General features: G+C 44.1%; 13 protein-coding genes and 3 tRNA genes. All 16 read right to left on the reverse strand.

All coding sequences use genetic code 11. The annotated features are described in order from the left end of the window. Nucleotides 1–54: 54 nt before the first annotated feature. The 16 genes from EGV92_RS06505 to EGV92_RS06580 all read right to left on the reverse strand — a co-directional run bounded on the left by EGV92_RS06505 (nt 55) and on the right by EGV92_RS06580 (nt 18,624). On the reverse strand, nt 55–1,221 hold the full coding sequence (locus tag EGV92_RS06505; RefSeq protein WP_131668420.1) for a PilW family protein: 1,167 nt from the start codon (nt 1,219–1,221) through the stop codon (nt 55–57). Nucleotide 1,222: 1 nt separating this feature from the next. Then, nucleotides 1,223–1,741 carry a type IV pilus modification protein PilV gene (gene pilV / locus EGV92_RS06510; RefSeq protein ID WP_131668421.1) on the reverse strand — a complete coding sequence of 173 codons (519 nt, stop codon included), beginning with the start codon at nt 1,739–1,741 and terminating at the stop codon, nt 1,223–1,225. Continuing rightward, a complete protein-coding gene (locus EGV92_RS06515; protein ID WP_242678638.1) occupies nt 1,738–2,286 on the reverse strand; it encodes a pilus assembly FimT family protein in 549 nt (182 codons plus the stop codon). Before EGV92_RS06515 ends, pilV begins: the two co-directional genes overlap by 4 nt. A 387-nt stretch (nt 2,287–2,673) precedes the next feature. Next, nucleotides 2,674–3,099 carry a ComF family protein gene (locus tag EGV92_RS06520; RefSeq protein WP_242678639.1) on the reverse strand — a complete coding sequence of 142 codons (426 nt, stop codon included), beginning with the start codon at nt 3,097–3,099 and terminating at the stop codon, nt 2,674–2,676. A gap of 412 nt (nt 3,100–3,511) precedes the next feature. Further along, nucleotides 3,512–4,912, reverse strand: a complete 1,401-nt coding sequence (locus tag EGV92_RS06525; protein ID WP_131668422.1) for a phospholipase A — start codon at nt 4,910–4,912, stop codon at nt 3,512–3,514. A gap of 574 nt (nt 4,913–5,486) precedes the next feature. Then, on the reverse strand, nt 5,487–6,062 hold the full coding sequence (locus EGV92_RS06530) for a DUF3465 domain-containing protein (protein ID WP_242678640.1): 576 nt from the start codon (nt 6,060–6,062) through the stop codon (nt 5,487–5,489). A 172-nt stretch (nt 6,063–6,234) separates the two neighbouring features. Continuing rightward, entirely contained in the window at nt 6,235–8,454 is a 2,220-nt protein-coding gene (locus tag EGV92_RS06535; RefSeq protein ID WP_131668423.1) for a cytochrome c biogenesis protein CcdA, read from the reverse strand. Nucleotides 8,455–8,807: 353 nt separating this feature from the next. After that, nucleotides 8,808–9,227: a type II secretion system major pseudopilin GspG gene (gene gspG, locus EGV92_RS06540; RefSeq protein ID WP_131668787.1), complete on the reverse strand. Its 420-nt coding sequence runs from the start codon at nt 9,225–9,227 to the stop codon at nt 8,808–8,810. A gap of 421 nt (nt 9,228–9,648) precedes the next feature. Further along, nucleotides 9,649–10,854 (reverse strand): type II secretion system inner membrane protein GspF, encoded by a 1,206-nt coding sequence (gspF, locus tag EGV92_RS06545; protein WP_131668424.1) that lies wholly within the window; start codon nt 10,852–10,854, stop codon nt 9,649–9,651. 275 nt (nt 10,855–11,129) lie between these two features. Then, the gene (locus EGV92_RS06550) at nt 11,130–12,143 is read right to left on the reverse strand and encodes a hypothetical protein (RefSeq protein ID WP_242678641.1); all 1,014 of its coding nucleotides are present in this window, start codon (nt 12,141–12,143) and stop codon (nt 11,130–11,132) included. Nucleotides 12,144–13,094: 951 nt separating this feature from the next. Next, nucleotides 13,095–14,033 (reverse strand): AraC family transcriptional regulator, encoded by a 939-nt coding sequence (locus EGV92_RS06555; protein WP_131668425.1) that lies wholly within the window; start codon nt 14,031–14,033, stop codon nt 13,095–13,097. A gap of 783 nt (nt 14,034–14,816) precedes the next feature. After that, nucleotides 14,817–14,892, reverse strand: a tRNA-His gene (locus tag EGV92_RS06560). A 63-nt stretch (nt 14,893–14,955) separates the two neighbouring features. Beyond that, a tRNA-Arg gene (locus EGV92_RS06565) sits at nt 14,956–15,032 on the reverse strand. Nucleotides 15,033–15,127: 95 nt separating this feature from the next. Then, nucleotides 15,128–15,204: transfer RNA gene (locus EGV92_RS06570), tRNA-Pro, on the reverse strand. 120 nt (nt 15,205–15,324) lie between these two features. Next, complete coding sequence (locus EGV92_RS06575) at nt 15,325–16,878, reverse strand: 5-methylcytosine restriction system specificity protein McrC (RefSeq protein WP_165525575.1); 1,554 nt, start codon at nt 16,876–16,878, stop codon at nt 15,325–15,327. A 165-nt stretch (nt 16,879–17,043) separates the two neighbouring features. Then, complete coding sequence (locus EGV92_RS06580; RefSeq protein WP_131668427.1) at nt 17,044–18,624, reverse strand: McrB family protein; 1,581 nt, start codon at nt 18,622–18,624, stop codon at nt 17,044–17,046. Nucleotides 18,625–18,631: the final 7 nt, after the last annotated feature.

Raw genomic sequence — 18,631 nt, forward strand, 5'->3', positions numbered from 1 at the left:
TGATCCTTATAAGGCATTAAGTATGAGACACTCTCAATCGCTAACTATTAAACACTACTGACTACTTCCAGCATCATCGCCAACACTACCACCACTTCCAGTGTTACCGCTACTTGCGGCGCTGCTACTGCTACTTGCGGCACTGCTACCGCTGCTAGTAGCACTGTCTATCACACGTACCACCCTTGCATTGCGTAGCAAGACAGTGGACTCATAGACCCGTCGTAGATATTTTGGTGCATTAGCCTGAGCCTTTAGGGACTGGTCGCTACCCAGTATTTTGAAAGTATTACTACTATCTTCAGGACTATTGGCAGTACTTCGTGCCAGTATGGCAAAGCGAACACTGGTAATGTACGGCTTCTGCCCTGACAAACCCATATAATCCTTTACAGTCATTTCAGCGTGCTCATACGTCGGTGTTCCTGTACTAGGTACTAGTCTTTGCACACCTAGACGGATATTAAACTGATCGACGTTTTCGATAAGAACAGCAGACCTGTTACGCGATGTTTCGCCGAAATTCGTGAGTGTCCCTGCCTCAATTCGACCAGCGTCACAGACTAAATTTAAGTTTTTTCTTGCAGCATTAGTAGCTGTACCTTCTTTAAGATAATAACGCTCAATGACTCGATCATCGACTGCCACCTCAGTACCCTCACAATCAAACAAACGCTCATTAGTTGCATTGACATATTGAATGGTCAACTGATCGCTGGGCACAGAAGTGTTAGTTAGAGTACCATTCCAACGGTTTCTGCCTTCAGTAGCCATATCATTACTACGGGTTAAATAACCATTTTTTAAACCGTTAGTGATAGCCACATTGACATTAGTAGCAGTTGCATCCCCTGCTGTTAGTACTATACCACCTTGAGGGGTCGTATCATTAATCTCGCGACCTTCATTACCAAGGTTTGCCAAGCGTAGCTTTCGGGTTATTGCTTGTACTCCGAATATAGCTTTATCTTGAATATCGGAGCCACCTGCTTGGATACGATCGACACGCTGACTGGTGATAAACACTTGAATAACAGCAGCAGATATCAATAGTCCTAACACTAGCGACACCATAAGCTCTACTAAGGTAAAACCTTGCTGTCTTAGACGATAGCTTGGAGATATTAATTGTAGTGGCTCTGAATTAACAACCAAATTCTTTTTCTCACTAAATGCTTTATCACTTAGTTTGGACTGTGCTCTTGGGTATATTTTACTCATTTTAATAAGCCTCTACTATTACGCAAGAAGCTTTAGTATTGTACATTCCAGAAGTTGTGGCACAGTCATTATCCTCGCTACCGAAAGCAGCATTAGTATCATTCCACGCTGCAATCACACATTTCACTTCGGCAAAGCCATCAGTGTTTGGACAATCAGCTATACCCAACTTTACCCCAGAAGCCATAGCAGCATTTTTAGCTATTATTGCTTCTTTTGTTGCTATCTCCGCTGGAGTACATTTATTAGCATCTTCAAAGTTGCTACAAGTTTTACTAGCTGTCGTACTACTACCATTGATTACAGTCTGATAAGTTGCTAATTGCTCTGTATTATCCCGCATGCTCTCAGACAGCCCTCTTACAATACTCATCGCTTGTGTACGTACTAGACTCTCATCTGTAGCCTTAACAGCACGCAATTGTAAAGCACTAAAGCCTAAGACTGCGACTGCAAGAAGTAATACCGCCACCATCACTTCTACTAGCCCTACGCCAACTTGGTTATTAGCCTGATTCATGGACAGCTTCCTGCGGTCTGGGTACTAATGTTTGCAATAGCATTAACAGTAATTTGCTTGGGGGTAACATTAGTATTAGTATCACAAAGAGTATAAGTCACTGTATTTGCGGTATTAGCAGCATTAGTGCTCTTAAAATCCACCCGTTGATTGGGGGTAAACGTTATCTCAGTCTGAGCTACTGGAGCAATTTTGACACTACTAGCACTGTTAAGCTGGTACTCAACGATTTCATTACTACCGTCTTTCACCGTAATAGTCTTGTCAGACGAATCAATTTCCATAATTATATTGCGGCGACGAATAGCACTCTCTGACTTAGCCTGCTTAAGTGCAGTCGCTAATATCGAAGTGCTATTATTAACCCGCTGTGAGGCAATCTGTTGACTGATATTAGGCGCCGCCATACTAACAATAACACCCAGTACCGCTATCGTGACCATCAGTTCAACTAACGTGAAGCCACGTTGCTGGGCGCTCGCAGGTTTCGGTCGGTGACAAGTAACCACAATAAATATCTCACGCATTAATAATAGAATTATCAAGTCAGGCAAGCCTAGTGATATCAACCTTGCTGATGTGACTTTTTGCTAACGACTCAAAATTAATGACTACTAATTATTAATCTTTAATTAGTTCATTTCATTAAGTCTAGTGAATCACAGCCTGTATTGAATTAACAGATTAACTTTGAAGACTATCATCCACTATTTTAGTTATCTTAGAAGCAATAGATACTTTAAAAGGCTGATTTATCACTATAAACAGCAATATCTATTCCAAAATACCTTCAGGGGTAGCTTTAGGAGGCCAATTATAGAAGGACTCAGTCTCAAAATTAAACTTAACGTTAATAAGTGTCACCTTACTTTGTGATTAAAGATTTCGCTATCAACCACTTAGCCAGATGTTTAGTATACACAATATTAACATTATTTCACTGGATTACCATGGGCAAGTGCATAAGCGGAGAGTTGATGGTGGTGTCCAGTACTCAGTAGAGTCTGAGCTAAGGATTTCAGACTCGCGCCCGTTGTCGCTACGTCGTCAAATAATAGAAGATGAGCGTTCGGTGGTGATTGAATAACATCAAAGGCGGTATCAAGATTGGCAAGGCGTTCAGCTCGGCTAAGTCCTTGCTGACTGACGGTATTATCGACCCTTACCGCCCCTTGCCAAATAGGTATCTGCCAGTGCCGGGAGAGATAATGCGTGAGGATAGTCACCGGATCGAAGCCGCGACGTCGCAGCCGCTGTACTGTCGTCGGCATGGGCACAATGACACTATTGCGCCCATGACAACCTTTCGGCCGAGGGATTTGCCGTAAGGCGTGGACCAAAAAAGGCAATTTGGTCATATCCTCTCGATGTTTAAAGGCAGTGATTGCCTGTTGGATTGGATAGATATAGTAAGCAGCGGACTGAATAACAAGAGTATGCGCAGGAGCAATATCAATTGTAAAGGCAGGCGGTAACCAAGTGATCGCTTGGTGACATTGATGACAAAGTAACCTACTGGCTACAGAGCCATCCAACTGACTAGCGGAATTTATCTGGTCAGTTAGATGAGGATAATCAGTAGTATGTAGATGGCATAGATAACACGACCGCAAATGATCAGCCAGCCATATTCCTAGTCGGTAGGGAGGCCAGCGGCTCACTGTAGTCCTTCGCGTTGTAGTGTTATCATGACTATTGTTACTGTCGCCTTATATTGTCAATCATCTTATACTGTCGGCGCTGGTTTTCATATTGCTCAATTCTTTCTAGCTATAGTCCTTTCCAGTCACTGAGCACCACGCCTACCCCAATACCTGTATTTTCATGATTGTAATCAATAATCGACTCTCCATAACCTTGAAACAGCTGAACATAAGCATGGGTATTGTTAGACAAAGGATGAATATAGTCGAGTTGTAGCGCCCCTTTATGCGTATTAGGGTTATAGCGTAGTGTGCCGCCTAGGGTCTTTTTATTCTCAAAATCATAAAGGAAGGTCAGATCCCCGTAACCCATAAAGTCAGTGATATCTGGATTGTCATCAGGCTTACTGCTGTTGTCAGTAGTAACGCGCGTCCACAACCTAGGTACAACCGAAAAGCGACCCCATTCAGCACCGCCCATAAGATATAGGCGGTTCCATGAGCGGGATAAAGGGTCCGACTGACCATTCGAGTGATGGACTGCACCAACGCCAAGCATTCTTAAGCGTCCACCGAAAGGTAGAGTGGCGGTTACTGGCTGTGTCAAGAATATTTCTGGTTCATAGTCAGTCGCTCGAAATGGCCTAGAATTGTCTTCGTTAAACACCTGCCAATGCGACTGCTGGGTGTAACCGAACCACATATCAGCATTGGTATCGAACAGATCTTCCGCGACTTTTGTTTTGACCGAGACTTGAAGCTTAAGCTCAGGAACCCGCATCTCATTAGGGCTAAAATTTTCTGCTTTTTGATTCGGCGTCTCAGGTGCGCGGTTTGGCTTTACATTTAGATAAATCGGTAATAGATACATTGGTCGATGAGGTCGAGCCGTCCATGTACCGCGCTCGTTATTTTTATCAAGATCATAAGCCAGACTTAACGGCGTATATTTTTCAATTTCATTTTGCGTTACGCCAACCTTAGCTAAAATCCGCCGGTCATTTTCATCAGTATCTTTTACTGACTCAGAGGCATGACCACTCACGTCTGGCGCATCGATAGTTAGGCTATCCTCCGTAGTGTCTAGACTGTTAGCATTTATTGGCGTTATATTTTCTGCTAATACCACTTGAGGATTACCCGAAATAGTGGTCTGAAATGTCCTAGCAATGTCTAGTGGCTTTTTAGTCACAACGAAGGTAGGCGTCTGCCCTTGCTCAGCGACCTTGTCATAACAGGCGAGACGAGCGGCTTCAGCATTGACTTTTCGGCACTCGAAAAACAGCTCATTTTGTAGGCTCTGTCCCACCTGACTATTCTGACTTTGACCACTACTGTCTGTGGTCATGACTGGCTGCTGATCCTGATAAGCCAACTGCGTCGCATCGATATTATCGGCCGCAAAAGTCTGTGAGGAGACCCCTAGCACTACTGCAATGCCTACTAGACTCGCTGATACTTGCTGCGGAGTAACCTTCGATAGAGACCTATTCACAATCACGCTATCGAAAATGCTTGAATCGCTCATATGTTTCCTTAAATTTCACTGAAAACGACGCCCTCAGCGAAAGGCCTTCGTGTTAGACACTCAGTCGATAATCACTATTTTATAATACTATTAGTGGTGGCGTCATTAGCTGCAACAGACTATTGCCCTCTACCCTAACCACTGGCTAGCTGATTTATGTTTAATGAGAGCAATATAATTGTTTGGGCTTAGTACTTTACTTAGTACCTATACCATAACCACTACTGACAGCTAATTGAAGTCATTTACCATGACTGTAAAGTACCACTTTAGCAGTTTTGCTAAGTCTTCACTACAGATAATGATTGTTCAAAGGTGAAAAATTGTTTATTTTTAAAATGTTAGCGGTAACATTGATAAGCTAAATTGTTGGTGTGCTAAATTATAGAATAATTGATTATTATGTCAGTAACATAACATTAGCGAATATCATCGAGCAATAGTCGTCTAGGCTTAACCCTCGACGCTAAGTTTAATTGTTATTTTTTGATTGCCATTGTTTAATTGTCATTTGCACCAGTCAACCTTGCGCCCTGTTAGAACCAGTCAATATAGCAGTCTTAACAGCGAAAGCTTACTCATAGCGCTGACCTTCAAACTCTAGCCAGCCATCTTGATGTCGCGCCGCCGGATCACGGTGGGTCCAATGCACCACACCGCCTTTGGCATTATATTCATACTCGCCATAAAAGACTATCTCACTGCCCTGCTTTAGCCTCTCGACTCGTGGAGCCAGATCGATATTATGGGCAATCAACACAGTTTGCGGCTTTGCGGCTTGCTCGCCAGTCAATGCCACCAAGAACTTTTGGTGGCGGCTGCCTTCTATATCATCAGCTAACAGCTTGATAACTCGGCCACAGCCTTTGACTTGCACGCCAGAGCGCTGAGCTTGAAACGCTTCAACGATAAGTGAGTTTTGACAGCGACTTGCTTCTGATTGAGCACCCGAGACGGCTTTATCATGGCTTGTTACAGTATCTTCGCTGCCCGTCTTAGGCGTATTAGGCGCAGTCAGACTATCAGAGGAAGGTGATGAGCAGCTACTTAGTAGTAATGCAGACCCTAATAATAGCCCTACCATAAGTGACTTTATTGAGAACATCTCTATAGGCGCATCCTGAGTTACGATACTTCGAATTACTATCATCAGTTACCTTTGTATAAGTCAATTTTATAGATTAATCACGATTCAGTAAGATGCGCAGCGGTAAGCTCAATCACCCGCGTTGGTTAGCTTTTAGACAATGGTTGGCTAACCAACGACTCTCTAACCGCTTACTTTAAAAGCAGTTACTCTAGAAAAAGCTACTTTCTAAACGCTAGGACTGCAACTGACTTAGTATGTTAATAAAAGCATCACGATCTGTTTCACCGACCTGCTGACCCACCAGCTTACCGTCCATATAATATAGCAGCGCTGGCGGCCCAAAGAGTTGATAACGTGCCAGTATTGCCTTGGACTCAGCAGTAGTATCAGTAATATCGAGCTTGACCACCTGCCAACCAGTCAACTGCGCAGGAGGCGAGGCAAATAACGCCTTATCCATAATCCGGCACTCAATACACCAGTCGGCCGTGACATCGACCACTACTTTAGCGGTTTTAGCGGTTATCGCATCTAATTCATCAAGGGTGGTAATGTGAATAGCTTGATCGACTGCTAATAGAGTATCAGAAGATGGCGTAGCTACAGACTCGGTAGCCGGTTGCACATTCGCTGAAGGTGTCTTTAGTGAGGCTAAGGGATGTAGACTATCAGTATTACCCAAGGCAGCACCAACCACCAATACCGTAGCCCATACTGCGGCAATAAGCCCCAGTGCTCGCGTCAAGATTTGCCCACTACGACGCCACTGCCAAGCCCAAACTGCTACTACCATAAACCATACGGCCCAAATAAGTAGCATAAATGACGAGATAAACACCCGCTCAATCAGCAGTAAAGCCACAGCAAATAGTAACAATGCAAACCCTTGCTTGACCCAGTTCATCCACTCGCCTGCTTTAGGCATTATACTGCCTTGGGTAGTACCCAATACAATTAGAGGGGCAGATAGGCCAAAACCAAGCATAAATAACGCCCCGAAACCTAAGAGCGGATTACCTATCGTAGAGACGGCCAGTAACGCACCAAATAACGGCGCAGAAACACATGGCGAGACCACTAGAGCAGACAAAAACCCAGCAATGAGACTGCCGCCTGCGCTACCAAGCTTATTATTCCCTGCATCGCTAAAGGCCGTCAGCTTGTTGCGAATCGATAGCGGTAATCGTAGAGGTACCAGCTCCAACATGTATAAGGCTAATAGGATAAAGACCGCCGCAAAGCTAAGCAAAATTACGGGGTTTTGTAGCCAGCCAATAATACCCAAAGACTGCCCGAAAACAGCGATAATAGCACCGAGAAAACCATAAGCAGTCGCCACACCGAGTGCGTAGCTGCTGGTCAATATTGCAGCTTTTTTGGGTGTCGGATTGGATTGATTGCCCACGATATTGGCAACAATAGGTAGCATGGGTAACACACAAGGGGTGAACGCCAAACCCAGACCCGCCAAAAATAACAGGCCTAGGGCCAGCCAAGGGTGGGTTCCGAGACCAAAGGGATCTTGGTTAACCAACGTGCTATCACTCTGCGTAGTGGCACTGTTATATTGAGCTTGTGACTGACTTACTTGCCCATCATTATCCAACGAGGAACTCTCTTCTATAGCAGTCGCTATAAGCGCTGAGTCATCTTGAGAGTCTAAGTCGTTTATGCCCTCTTGCTCATCAGGACCATTTGTACGGTTCTCATCAGCTTCGATGTCGCTATCTAGGCTCGACTCAGTATTATTTAGCAATGGGTTAGAGCTATCTTGATCGGTATCTGGCTGCTGCGCTGCTGTCGCCTGTGCTGACTGTTTTTCTGTAGCTGCAGTGGATGTTGCAGACACCTCACTGGCTCTTTGGGCAGCTAGCTTAGGACTATTAGAGCCATTAGCATTAACCGCAGCTGCTTTAGCCGTATCATTTACTGCTGCGTTAGCAGCGGATTTTGCAGGCGTAGCAAGAGTTACTGTAGTTTTGATTTTTTCTGGTGGGTAGCACAGCCCTGCTTTAGCGCATCCCTGCCAAGTAATCGTGACAGGCGCGTTATCTATAGCCGCGGCACCTGCATTCGTGAGAGTGGTAGTGGCGATAACAGAGCGCTGATCAAAGACAGGCACTCGGCCAAATTGTGGATCATCTACAAACTGAGCAGACTGATTAAAACTAAGTGATTCAGCAGTGACACCGTCAGGTAAGCTAAGCTTAACCTTATCCTTATAGACGTAATGACCAGGCGTAATATCAAAATTGATTGTTAAAGTAGCATTGGTCTTGGTACCTGCCGTATCAGCCGTTACCTTAAAGGCTTGCTCGACGGGTAAAAACTTACTTTTTTGACTATCGCTTGCGGTGCTAAAAAGGTCGCTTAACCCTTCTGCTTGTGCAGCGATTGGTAAATAGAATGTGGCAAGCACAAATAGCGAAACTACGTGAAAAAATCTAACCATGGTTCTTACTACCGATTACAGATTAATATCATTAGCGTTGACACTATTAATAGGGCAATAGACCCTAAACAATAACTCTTAATATTATCAAAATTTCAGCTCAACACTGCCGTCACGACAAGCTACTTGGGCGGACACTCATATCAAGCGCTAGACTCCCTATAAAAAATAGCCTTTATTCAGTCTTCATCTATTAGTCTCTAGGCTTAAATGCTTAATCTAATAGACTAACTAATAACCCGGCTTTACCCATTTATCCTTTGAGCTGGTGCCGTTAAGGATAAGCCGTAAAGCCGGTAGCAGTGTAAACTTAAATGGTCTAAAAAAAGAAGGGAGGGGTATAGCAATCAAGGTTATAATCTAGCATAAATGTCTGCATCTTGGCCTTCGCCGCCTTGCTTCCCATCCGCGCCTAGTGAGAATAAGTCATAAGGACGACCCTCTGACCCTGGCGAGACATACTGAAGCTCATTCTCCCAGCCATCAGTCGGCGTACCTTTGATATAGCCGCCTTCTGGGTAGTTTTTGGCTTCAGCTGGTGGCGTGCTTAATGCCGCCAAACCTTGCGAAGTAGTGGGATAGCGCGAATTATCAACCTTATACATGTCTAAGGCATTTGACACGGTAGCCAAGGCAGTTTCCGTGGTCTTAATTCGAGCTTTATCACTCTGCCCCACGACCTTGGGTACTACCAACCCTGCCAAAATCGCCAAGATAACGATAACCACCATAATCTCAATTAGGGTAAAGCCAGCTTGGCTTAGTGGAGCCATTTTACGATGGCGCTGATTGGCAGGAGTCGCTGAAAAATGGCGAGAGGCGCTTACACTATTGGTCTTATCTTGCATTGACTTATATTGCATAGGGGTACTCTTAAAATTATTATAGTGAATCCTAAAGGTAATGGAGATAACAATGGTTAGGGCAATACTGCTAAATTCAGTATAGAACCTGAGCTTAAAAGTAAACCCAATCTATGGCTATCATAACGAAGCACAGTGAGTAATGACAGTATAGATTATCATATTGGAATGCTATCAACATTGTTCAAACAATGAGATAAAATCAAGCAAGCTGAGAGCATAATAAAGGGTAATAAATTGAGCAAAAAGCGAGCAAATAATCAGCCAATATCATTAAAGGCAACTCTAATTGTAAAGCTCATTTATAATCGTAGCCCACATCTTCACTGCTCTAACCCGCCAGATCGTTCATATTGACGATAGGCAGCATAACAGCCATAACAATAATCATAACGATAACCCCCATTAGTACCAGCATTAATGGCTCTAACAATGATAGTAAAGTACTGATAAAGTTGGTCGCTTCTGCTTCCTGCATATTGGCCGCGCGGCTGAGCATATCTTCTAGCTCACCAGAGTTCTCGCCACTTTTTATCATCTGCACCATCATCGGTGGAAAGTAGCTAGAGCGCTCTAATTGACTCGATAAGCTCGCCCCTTCGGTAACCCTATCGGCCGCCTGCATAATGGTCTTTTTAATATGACTATTGGTGGTGACCGCAGCACCGATTCGTAAAGCTTCAATAAGCGGTACCCCAGATCGGACTAATATAGACATGGTACTGGCAAAGCGTGCTGAATTAAGGCTGCGCGATAGTCTGGCTAAAATAGGTAGCCTTAGTACAAGGCTATCGATCGCTAAAGTACCGGCGGGCGTCTTAGCAAATCGGTAAAACAACACCACTAGCAGCGCCAATACCAGTAGCATCAGCCACCACCACTGAGTGATTAAATTGGAGATACCGAGTACCACTTGGGTAATCCAAGGCAGCGCTTGCTCTGACTGCTCAAAGACCTTGACAATCTTGGGCACGACATAACTCATCAAACCCATGACAATGGCGACTGCCATGACCATCAGTACGATTGGATAGATCATTGCCCCTTGGATTTTCTTTTGTAGGGCAAAGCGGTTTTCGGTATAGTCCGCCAGCTGATTTAAGATAAGGTCTAGATGACCAGACTTCTCACCAGCGGCAATAGTAGCAATATATAAAGGGGGGAAGCTAGCGGCTTGCTTAAGAGCATTGGCCAAACTAAAGCCTTCTAAGACATAGGAGCGCACCGCCAGCATCAGCGACTTGATGTGTGTCTTTGGTGATTGCCTAGCCACTGCAGCCAGTGCTTCCTCTAGAGGAATCGCGGCAGCGAGCAGTACCGATAACTGCCGCGTCAGTAGGGCAAGCTCATAGGCGGAAGGTTTTTTGTAGCGGTTTTTACTACGGCTGCCTGAACTGTCCTGAACGGCCATGACCTCAACAGGCAACCATGCTTTATCTCGGAGCTGCTGACGAATCTGCCGCGCAGAATCGCCCTCTAACAGCCCCTTTTGTACGCTGCCCTTTTGATCTAAAGCCTTAAAGTGATAAGCAGGCATCAGCCGCGATTCCTATGAACAATAAAAGCGTGTCCTCATTCAAAACTCTCATTGCAAACTTCATGAGTCAATTGACAACACACCCTAGTAAGTATAAATAGAACAGTAATGATTAAGATCGACTTGTCTTAGCACGATAAGCCTAATGTATCTTTGTCAGCTTGGCAACAATGTTGTGGCGACTAACACAAGTTATGCCCCTTCGCCTAAGGTAGAGTGGACTATTATTTTAACCTTGCTATCTTGTTTTAGCGGTTATGTCATGCCCTAAAACTTTATATCGAAGGATGGCCACTTTCTCGTGCTTCTGGCATCATGCCTTGGCTAAGCAGGGTATCAAGATGGCTTTGTTGCAGCTTTTTATCAAAGTCATTGACCTCGGCGATTAGCATTTTTTCGATACGCCTGTCGGTAGCATAGTAGCTTAATCGCGCACAAATGACGGCCAACTGATAAATACGTTTTTTACAATAGCCGTCTAAAGCTTGCAGCAGTCTCACCATCTTGGGCGTCTCAAGACTGGCATAATCAAAGTCCTGAACCACGTTAGGAGCCAGCGGTGTCACACCATAGGTAATAGATAGATGGGCACAGAAGTAGCAGCAAAATAGATAACCCAAGACATGGCCGATATAATAACTGCGATCATAGGTGTAACTCATCACGCCAAAATGGGCCAACACATAACTCACCAAGCTGCCTTGATCGGCAACTGGCTCATCTTGACGCAAACGCCCTACTGTCGGCAACCTTAGATAATTACGACCTTGAGTGGTAATCTGCCAACCTGCTGGCTGCTGAGCGGGCATATGCCGGATGATATCTTCAATAATATCATCGACAATATGCAGCTGCTGCCATAATCTTTGCAGCATCTCAGTATCCACAACGCCTCGCTTGTCTAGAGATATTGACATCAAAAAATGCTGATACTCATCAAATTGTGACTTTAGCCGTTGTACCAAATAGGTCGGGCGTGACTGCACTGATGCTGAGTATAATTGACGTGTTCGCACTAGCTGACGTTGATATAGCGCCAATCTTTGTTCAGTAGTTGTTTGGTTATGCGTGCTGTCATTAAGCTTCTGAACGGGTAACGCTGAGACAGTAAATGCCGCTAATAGCTCAGACTTACTCAGCTCAGGATCTGTAGTATTTAGAGTCATTAAAGTACTATCTGTTAAGGTATCAGTACTAGCATTATTGGTTTCAGCACTACCATCGTCGCCGTTCATCTTTTTATTGCCTGCTGCGCTATTTTGCTGCGCTATTATAGATGGCCTGCTCATAAAACCCCCTTAATGGATATCCAGGTATATTGCGTATACCCGTGACGCTAATTGGCATATTAAGTAGTAGCGAAATCATAGAAAATAGCATGATTATGCTATTTAGAAAAAAAAGCTAAACCAAAAAAGAAATAAAGTTAGAATCCAATGTCACTTCACCATAGATACCCAACTATAGTTATTACTTACAAAACCATACAACAGTACTGGCATGAATTGTTGCAGCATCCATCAGCATGCCCGCAGCAAGCCAGAAAGATTTATACCAGCTCCACTGCATAATACAACGACTGCACTTTATTTGGAATCGACTGTATTTAGGACCGACTAAATATAGTTATCCCATTAGTTGCCCAATTTTGCATGAAGCAAAAAGTCAGCCTATTGCGCTTTCACCAGTAACTGGTAGAGTTTATTACCTAGAAGTCATGAAATGATGTAAGCGAAGCTTAAATCGGGCCGGTATAGCTTATCCCTAGTCAGGCCATAATGACTTTAATGTGAATCCCTAATGACAGCTAAATATTGCATTCAATACTATTTTAGCGCGGCTTATCTTGGCCTTTGACACGGATAGTATCATGATACACCTTTTATACCATTAACGTTATCAGCTTCTAAAAGCGATGCTCGTTGTTAATTGTATAGTCGCTCTTTAATCAGGAATTGATATAGCCAGTGCTGTTTATAGCGGATAGGTTGCGAGGTACTGATATAAACCTTCAAAAAATTGCCATAAAAAACGCGAAAGCAGAATTCTCCACAATCGCGTTTTTTACTATAAGGCTGCTTCAACAAGGGCTATTTTTAATAAAATCTATTAAAGGCCGATACGTTGAGGTCATATCGAGTGCAGGTTAACTATCTTTACTACGGACTAATTTATCGCAATATTAGGCAACATAGAGGGGCATCCAAAGAATAATTGGCAGGCAACCCTTAAGACCCTAATTACTTCACCGAGCCGACTTTTTGATGCTCTTGACGATAGGCTCTAGGCGATACGCCATAAACTCGTTTAAATGCTTGACTAAAGGTAGAGTCAGAAGCATAGCCAACCAGCTCACTAATACGGCTAATACTATACTGCTGCAAGCGTAAGTAACGTGCTGCTAAGCGCAGTCGATAGTCGATTAAATAAGTCAGCGGCGGCACACCCACGATTTCTTTGAAGCGCTCAGCAAAGCTTGATCTTGACATGCCTGCGACTTCAGCAAGCTTATGAATGGTCCAGTTCTCATTGGGCGCGTCATGCATGACCGCCAATGCCTTGGCAAGGTAAGGATCTTTGATAGCCATCAACCAGTTGTCCGTCGCCTCTGGCAATTGCTCAATGTAAGTCCGTAGACATTCAATCATTAGAATACCGGCCAGATTGTTGATCATCGCCGTCTTACCGATACGCTGCTGCGAAGACTCTAAAGACAGAAAATTACAGCCAGACTCCATCACCACAAATCGACTTTGTATTTGAGTCTCGCTATCAGGTAAGATGGTGGGCAGAGCTGATAATAAGGGACGGGTTACTTCTTTATCGTATTTGCATTCAATCAAAATGATAGCAGCATTCTCAGCACTGCTGGCGTTGATAACGATAGGCTCTTCGGTACTCTGAGTTAGGATTTGATCGAGGGATATTGGGGTTTTGCTGCTGGCTGATGGCTCGTGACAGATATGGGAGTAGGAGTTCGAGAGCATAATCATATCGCCCTGCCGAGCAAGTCTAGACTTCCCTTCTACTTCTATACAAAACTCTCCAGACTCTACTAAATAAAAAAATATAACATCTTTTTTGGTTATCGAATAGGACCACTGACCACAAGTTTTCAAACGATAATATTTTGTCTCATATAGATGTATATTCTCTAATAGAGTACTCAGCGTGTCCATCAATGATATCCTTTACAACTAGCGAAATAACTCAAGTCTGCAAATTAAACTACCCTGCCGCAAGCGCACAAGTTAAATGTTCAATCATGGACAAAACATAAAAACTTTCATACGCTAACAACATCAGCCGCTTGATTACGCAGTTAATTGCTTAAATAAATGTTAGAAAAATTTGATGCTCACGCCTATTACCCATAAATATAAAAAAGCCCTATTTATATAATAAGTAGATTGGGTATACGACCGTCTGATTTGCCCTTAGGCAATTTGAAAACTCTGAAAAGATAAACTCAAATTTTGAAACTTTAATCTCTGACCCACTCTTAATCTAGACCAGACTAAAGACCAATAAAAACAATAAGTTAAACTAAATACAATCCATTATTTAAAATAAAAATCAAAACGATGAGACAAATAATTTTTTTGCTAAGTCATTCAAAGGCAAAACTATAATAAGCAAGCTACAAATATAATAACGACTAATTACACATAACACTAGCCTACTTTGGATATTTCGATGAAATAAAAGATAAGTCTCATTAGGTTTAAAGAGACCGAAACTATAGATGGCGTAACGAAAAAATAGGCAAAAACTTATAAACTTCAGGGTATTAACCGAGCGGCTAAGTATAGAATAATCTTAGGATTGAATCTAAAAAAGGAGAGTTAAAAAGTTAACTATCATGACTTGTAGTAAATATGTAAAAAAAAACAATATTAACTAGTAGCAAAGGATGGTACAGGAAATCAATTAAGATTAAAGAGAATTTGAGGTATAAAAATTGGGGCGACTGATGGGACTTGAACCCACGACAACCGAGATCACAACCCGGGGCTCTACCAACTGAGCTACAGCCGCCATAACTGATATAACTGATATAACTATAAGCTGCCCAAGAGTAGGCATGACTTGCAGGCTAAATGGTGCGCCTGGCAGGATTCGAACCTGCGACCACCTGCTTAGAAGGCAGATGCTCTATCCAACTGAGCTACAGGCGCTCTTAAGGACTCTTTATGCAGATAGTTTTGCTTATAAAATTTGCACTAAAGAAAAACTATTATACATAAAAAAAAGCCTGTAAGGCTCTTAAAAATGGTCGGAGTGATAGGATTCGAACCTACGACCCTCTGGTCCCAAACCAGATGCGCTACCAAACTGCGCCACACTCCGATATTCGTTATAGATGATTAATCTCTTCTTACTAAGCAAGTTGCCTGCTTATTAATCAAGGTCATCATCGCTATCGAGGTGCACATTTTAGGGCGAATTAAGTGTGCTGTCAACACCTTTTTAAAAAATTTTATCATCTTTTTTCTGATCTGGCGTGGCAATCCTACCTAGGGTGACATCAAAAGGGATAAGCCAAATCTCAAAATCAGCACAAGCGCCATTATCAGCACTGTTGTGGACAGTATTATTAAGGTTAGGCTTAAGCCTAACTGGCGCGCGCTGAGAAGCTGTCGCCTGATGAGCGTGCGCTGCTGCTGACTCATTACTTCCTACATAGGGATATACTAACCATACTTTGCGCACGCCATAAGCTTGCGCATAGGCAGCAAGCTGATAGGCATCACCAGCGCTGATATCGCGGCTGCTATGAATACTTTTCCATTTAACATCGATAACTAGTCTAGGCTGGTTATTGTAACTTAGCAGCAAGTCGGTAATGGTCGTTACACATGGCTGACCCGTATCGTCAACCAACCAAACACGCGGCAGTTGAGCAGCGACTTGATAACTAGGCGCTTGCTCAGCAATTTCACGTCTTAGTGTCGTCTCCACCCACCTCTCAAAAGCATGATTCATGTTAATAAACAGCGACAACTGTAATGAGGCTGCTCTAGTATGACCTCGGAATGGCTGTCGCTCTTCAATCCCTACCCCAGCCGACTGTGTGACCGTGCTGACGCTAAGTAGCCAATGTGCAAAAGCCAACAGCCTGATGCCCTTTTGCTTTTGCCTAAAGCTCACTGGAGCGGCCCTGACCTCGGCCTGAGCTTGGGTGTAGCTGGTATCCAACCGTTGCCACTCAATGTTAGACAGTATATCGATAGCTCGCCACTGCTCTGATACCAGATGCAGATTTGGACTTGAGTACCCGTACCGGTGAGGTGTATCGCCTTTAGCCAGCGCTAGTGAACTATATTGAGAGCTTGGCGATTGAGAAGAGTCTGGCAGGCGATAGCTGTGATCTTGACCCAACACAAGCGCTAGCAGCTGCTGCCAAGCCTGCTTTATGAACCGATTGCTTATTAAGCTTTGGGTGAACTGGCTGCTTTCACTAAAAAAGCGATGCGGCTGATGAGCATTATGCTGAAGCTGTTTTTTAATCAGTAATTTGCCTTGTAGACAGGCGTTATTTTGCGTCTCCTGCTCGTATTGCCTTAGTGGCAAATAGCCTATCATAAGGGTAATAAACTCATTGAGCAGCCATTCAGATAATGAGGGTGCTGCCGTAAAAGATGATCCCAACTGCTCGCTGAGCTGCTCGAAATGTTTGGTCTTTAACTTAGCACTATCATGCTCATTAATATCCCGTAGCATCTGTTGAACCCAGACTCTGGTTCGCTGAAGCTGCGCTGCCTCCCCTTCTTGCTTGTCCAAGGGCTTATTGAGCGTTTTATTGGTTGGCTTGGCAATCTTAGGCAGTATCTCTAGTAAAATACCGCTTGGTAACCGCACTACCCCTAAGTACTGCCGTACCGTCAAACACCATTGGCCTTGCTGACGACGCAGACCAAACACCTCGAAATCTTGCTCAATAAGCCAGTCAAAGTCACTAGCGACGCTGAAGTCTCGTGCCGTAAGCTGCTGGTGCTCAAAGACACTAATGATGGGACTCATATTGCAAGTAACCGCAGCGTTGAACATAGCCGTGTTAAAAGCTGTATTAACAGCACAGCTGTTGGTGACATTCGACTAAGCGTAACGCCATAAGTCCAAGCAAAGTCGTTAGGCTCAACAAAGCTGCGCCCCTGATAGTGGATAGAAGAACGGATAGTAGAGTGATTAATAAAGCTGATGATAGCTACTCGCATATCGAAAAGCACCCGTTAGATGCAGCAAATGAGGATTGAGCCAAAAACCAGAACTCGCGCCAAGAGCTGACTGACTTAAGCTGCCTTGAGCCACTGACGCTGTCATGCCAATAGGCTCATGCCTTCCTTCTCCCTGATAAAAAGAGCCAGCGTCTGCTAAGCTATTGCTCCCCTGATGGTGATGGCTTTCGTAACCGTCGTCTTGATTGGGTAGTGCCATAGGTTGATCATGAATAAATTGACGCTCGCAAGGACAGTCACTGTCGTTGAGTAAGTAATGCAACACCGCTACTTGGCCGCCCGCTATCTGCGCCAACTGCGGTATTATCTGCTGAACTAACACGGACTGCAATTCAGCTAAACTTGTCACTGACAGCAAAAATGCGTGTCCAAGTTGGCTATCTTGACCCAGTATCTGACAGATTCGCGCATTGATACCAGCCAGCACCCGCCCGAGATCTATATGGCTGTCGTCTTGACTATTCGCGGTATCGAGACAGGCTTCAGAGTCCGCTGAGGCATCTTTAGTGACACAGATAATGGGTAATAGCTGCGGATTTGGCGCACAGTCTATAAAACGAAAACGCCGACGAAATGCGAGATCTAGTGACGCCAGCGACTGATCTTGACTGTTCATAGTGGCATAGATATCGACATTGCTAGGCACGGTAAAAGGTCGGCCAGAGTAAGCCAGATTGACTTGCATCGCGTTGGTCTGACCAGCCCGCTTATCCGTCTCAATAAGACTCATAAGCTCACCAAATACCCTTGCCACATTGGCACGATTGATCTCATCAATCAGCATGGCGTAACGATGATTTGGGTCTTTTGCCGCCTTTTGGCACAGCTTCAAGAAGGCCCCAGGTTGAATCTGGTAGCTGATCTGACCATGCGCGCCTATCACAGGCCGAATACCTTCAACGAACTCTTCGTAACCATAAGCTTGATGAAAGCTCACCAAACTGCTGCGAGCAATAACCGAGGGTGAGGCTGTCGCGCCAGTCTCCATCAATGTCTCATAGAGTATCAAAATTGGTGCTAGGGTATCGGTTAGCACGTCTTTGACTTCTGCTAAAAGATACCAAGTACCATCGGCATTTTTATCAAAATAATAATTGGCAGAGCGCTGAGAATATCGCACCGTCTTAGAGTCGGGATGCGCATGCGTATTAAGCTGCACCCATAGCGTTTGACTGACATTATCCGTTCGCTCATTGGCCGTTATTTTGGCTTGAATCAAAGGATGGCGCATCATCTCAGGGACCGTCATCGTGCGATCCTCTATTAGCAGTACTGCACAGATGATATCACGCCAACTGTAGTGTTGAAGCTCTTGAATGGTAAGCTTATCAGGGGTCACTACTAGCGTCTCATCATACTGTTTTTGCAGTTGCAAAAGTTGGTGTGTCTTGCCCGTACCGGCGACACCTGTAAATATGATATTGGTAGGAGCGGTCGGCATTCCGAGTGACAACTCACCTTGAGCGACGCTTGCCGTTGACTGCGTGTTAATAATAATACCTCTTAATCGCTTTTTTGTTGCAAATGACAAATTAGAC

The organism is Psychrobacter pygoscelis (assembly GCF_004335015.1).
In the GTDB taxonomy this organism is placed as follows: Bacteria; Pseudomonadota; Gammaproteobacteria; order Pseudomonadales; family Moraxellaceae; genus Psychrobacter; species Psychrobacter pygoscelis.

What these genes read in the sequence shown, in the direction of transcription:
- EGV92_RS06505 (WP_131668420.1), bottom strand. Translation starts at nt 1,221, where the DNA reads ATGAGTAAAATATACCCAAGAGCACAGTCCAAACTAAGTGATAAAGCA.
- pilV (WP_131668421.1), bottom strand. Translation starts at nt 1,741, where the DNA reads ATGAATCAGGCTAATAACCAAGTTGGCGTAGGGCTAGTAGAAGTGATG.
- EGV92_RS06520 (WP_242678639.1), bottom strand. Translation starts at nt 3,099, where the DNA reads ATGACCAAATTGCCTTTTTTGGTCCACGCCTTACGGCAAATCCCTCGG.
- EGV92_RS06525 (WP_131668422.1), bottom strand. Translation starts at nt 4,912, where the DNA reads ATGAGCGATTCAAGCATTTTCGATAGCGTGATTGTGAATAGGTCTCTA.
- EGV92_RS06530 (WP_242678640.1), bottom strand. Translation starts at nt 6,062, where the DNA reads ATGATAGTAATTCGAAGTATCGTAACTCAGGATGCGCCTATAGAGATG.
- EGV92_RS06535 (WP_131668423.1), bottom strand. Translation starts at nt 8,454, where the DNA reads ATGGTTAGATTTTTTCACGTAGTTTCGCTATTTGTGCTTGCCACATTC.
- gspG (WP_131668787.1), bottom strand. Translation starts at nt 9,227, where the DNA reads ATGGCTCCACTAAGCCAAGCTGGCTTTACCCTAATTGAGATTATGGTG.
- gspF (WP_131668424.1), bottom strand. Translation starts at nt 10,854, where the DNA reads ATGCCTGCTTATCACTTTAAGGCTTTAGATCAAAAGGGCAGCGTACAA.
- EGV92_RS06550 (WP_242678641.1), bottom strand. Translation starts at nt 12,143, where the DNA reads ATGAGCAGGCCATCTATAATAGCGCAGCAAAATAGCGCAGCAGGCAAT.
- EGV92_RS06555 (WP_131668425.1), bottom strand. Translation starts at nt 14,033, where the DNA reads ATGGACACGCTGAGTACTCTATTAGAGAATATACATCTATATGAGACA.
- EGV92_RS06575 (WP_165525575.1), bottom strand. Translation starts at nt 16,878, where the DNA reads ATGAGTCCCATCATTAGTGTCTTTGAGCACCAGCAGCTTACGGCACGA.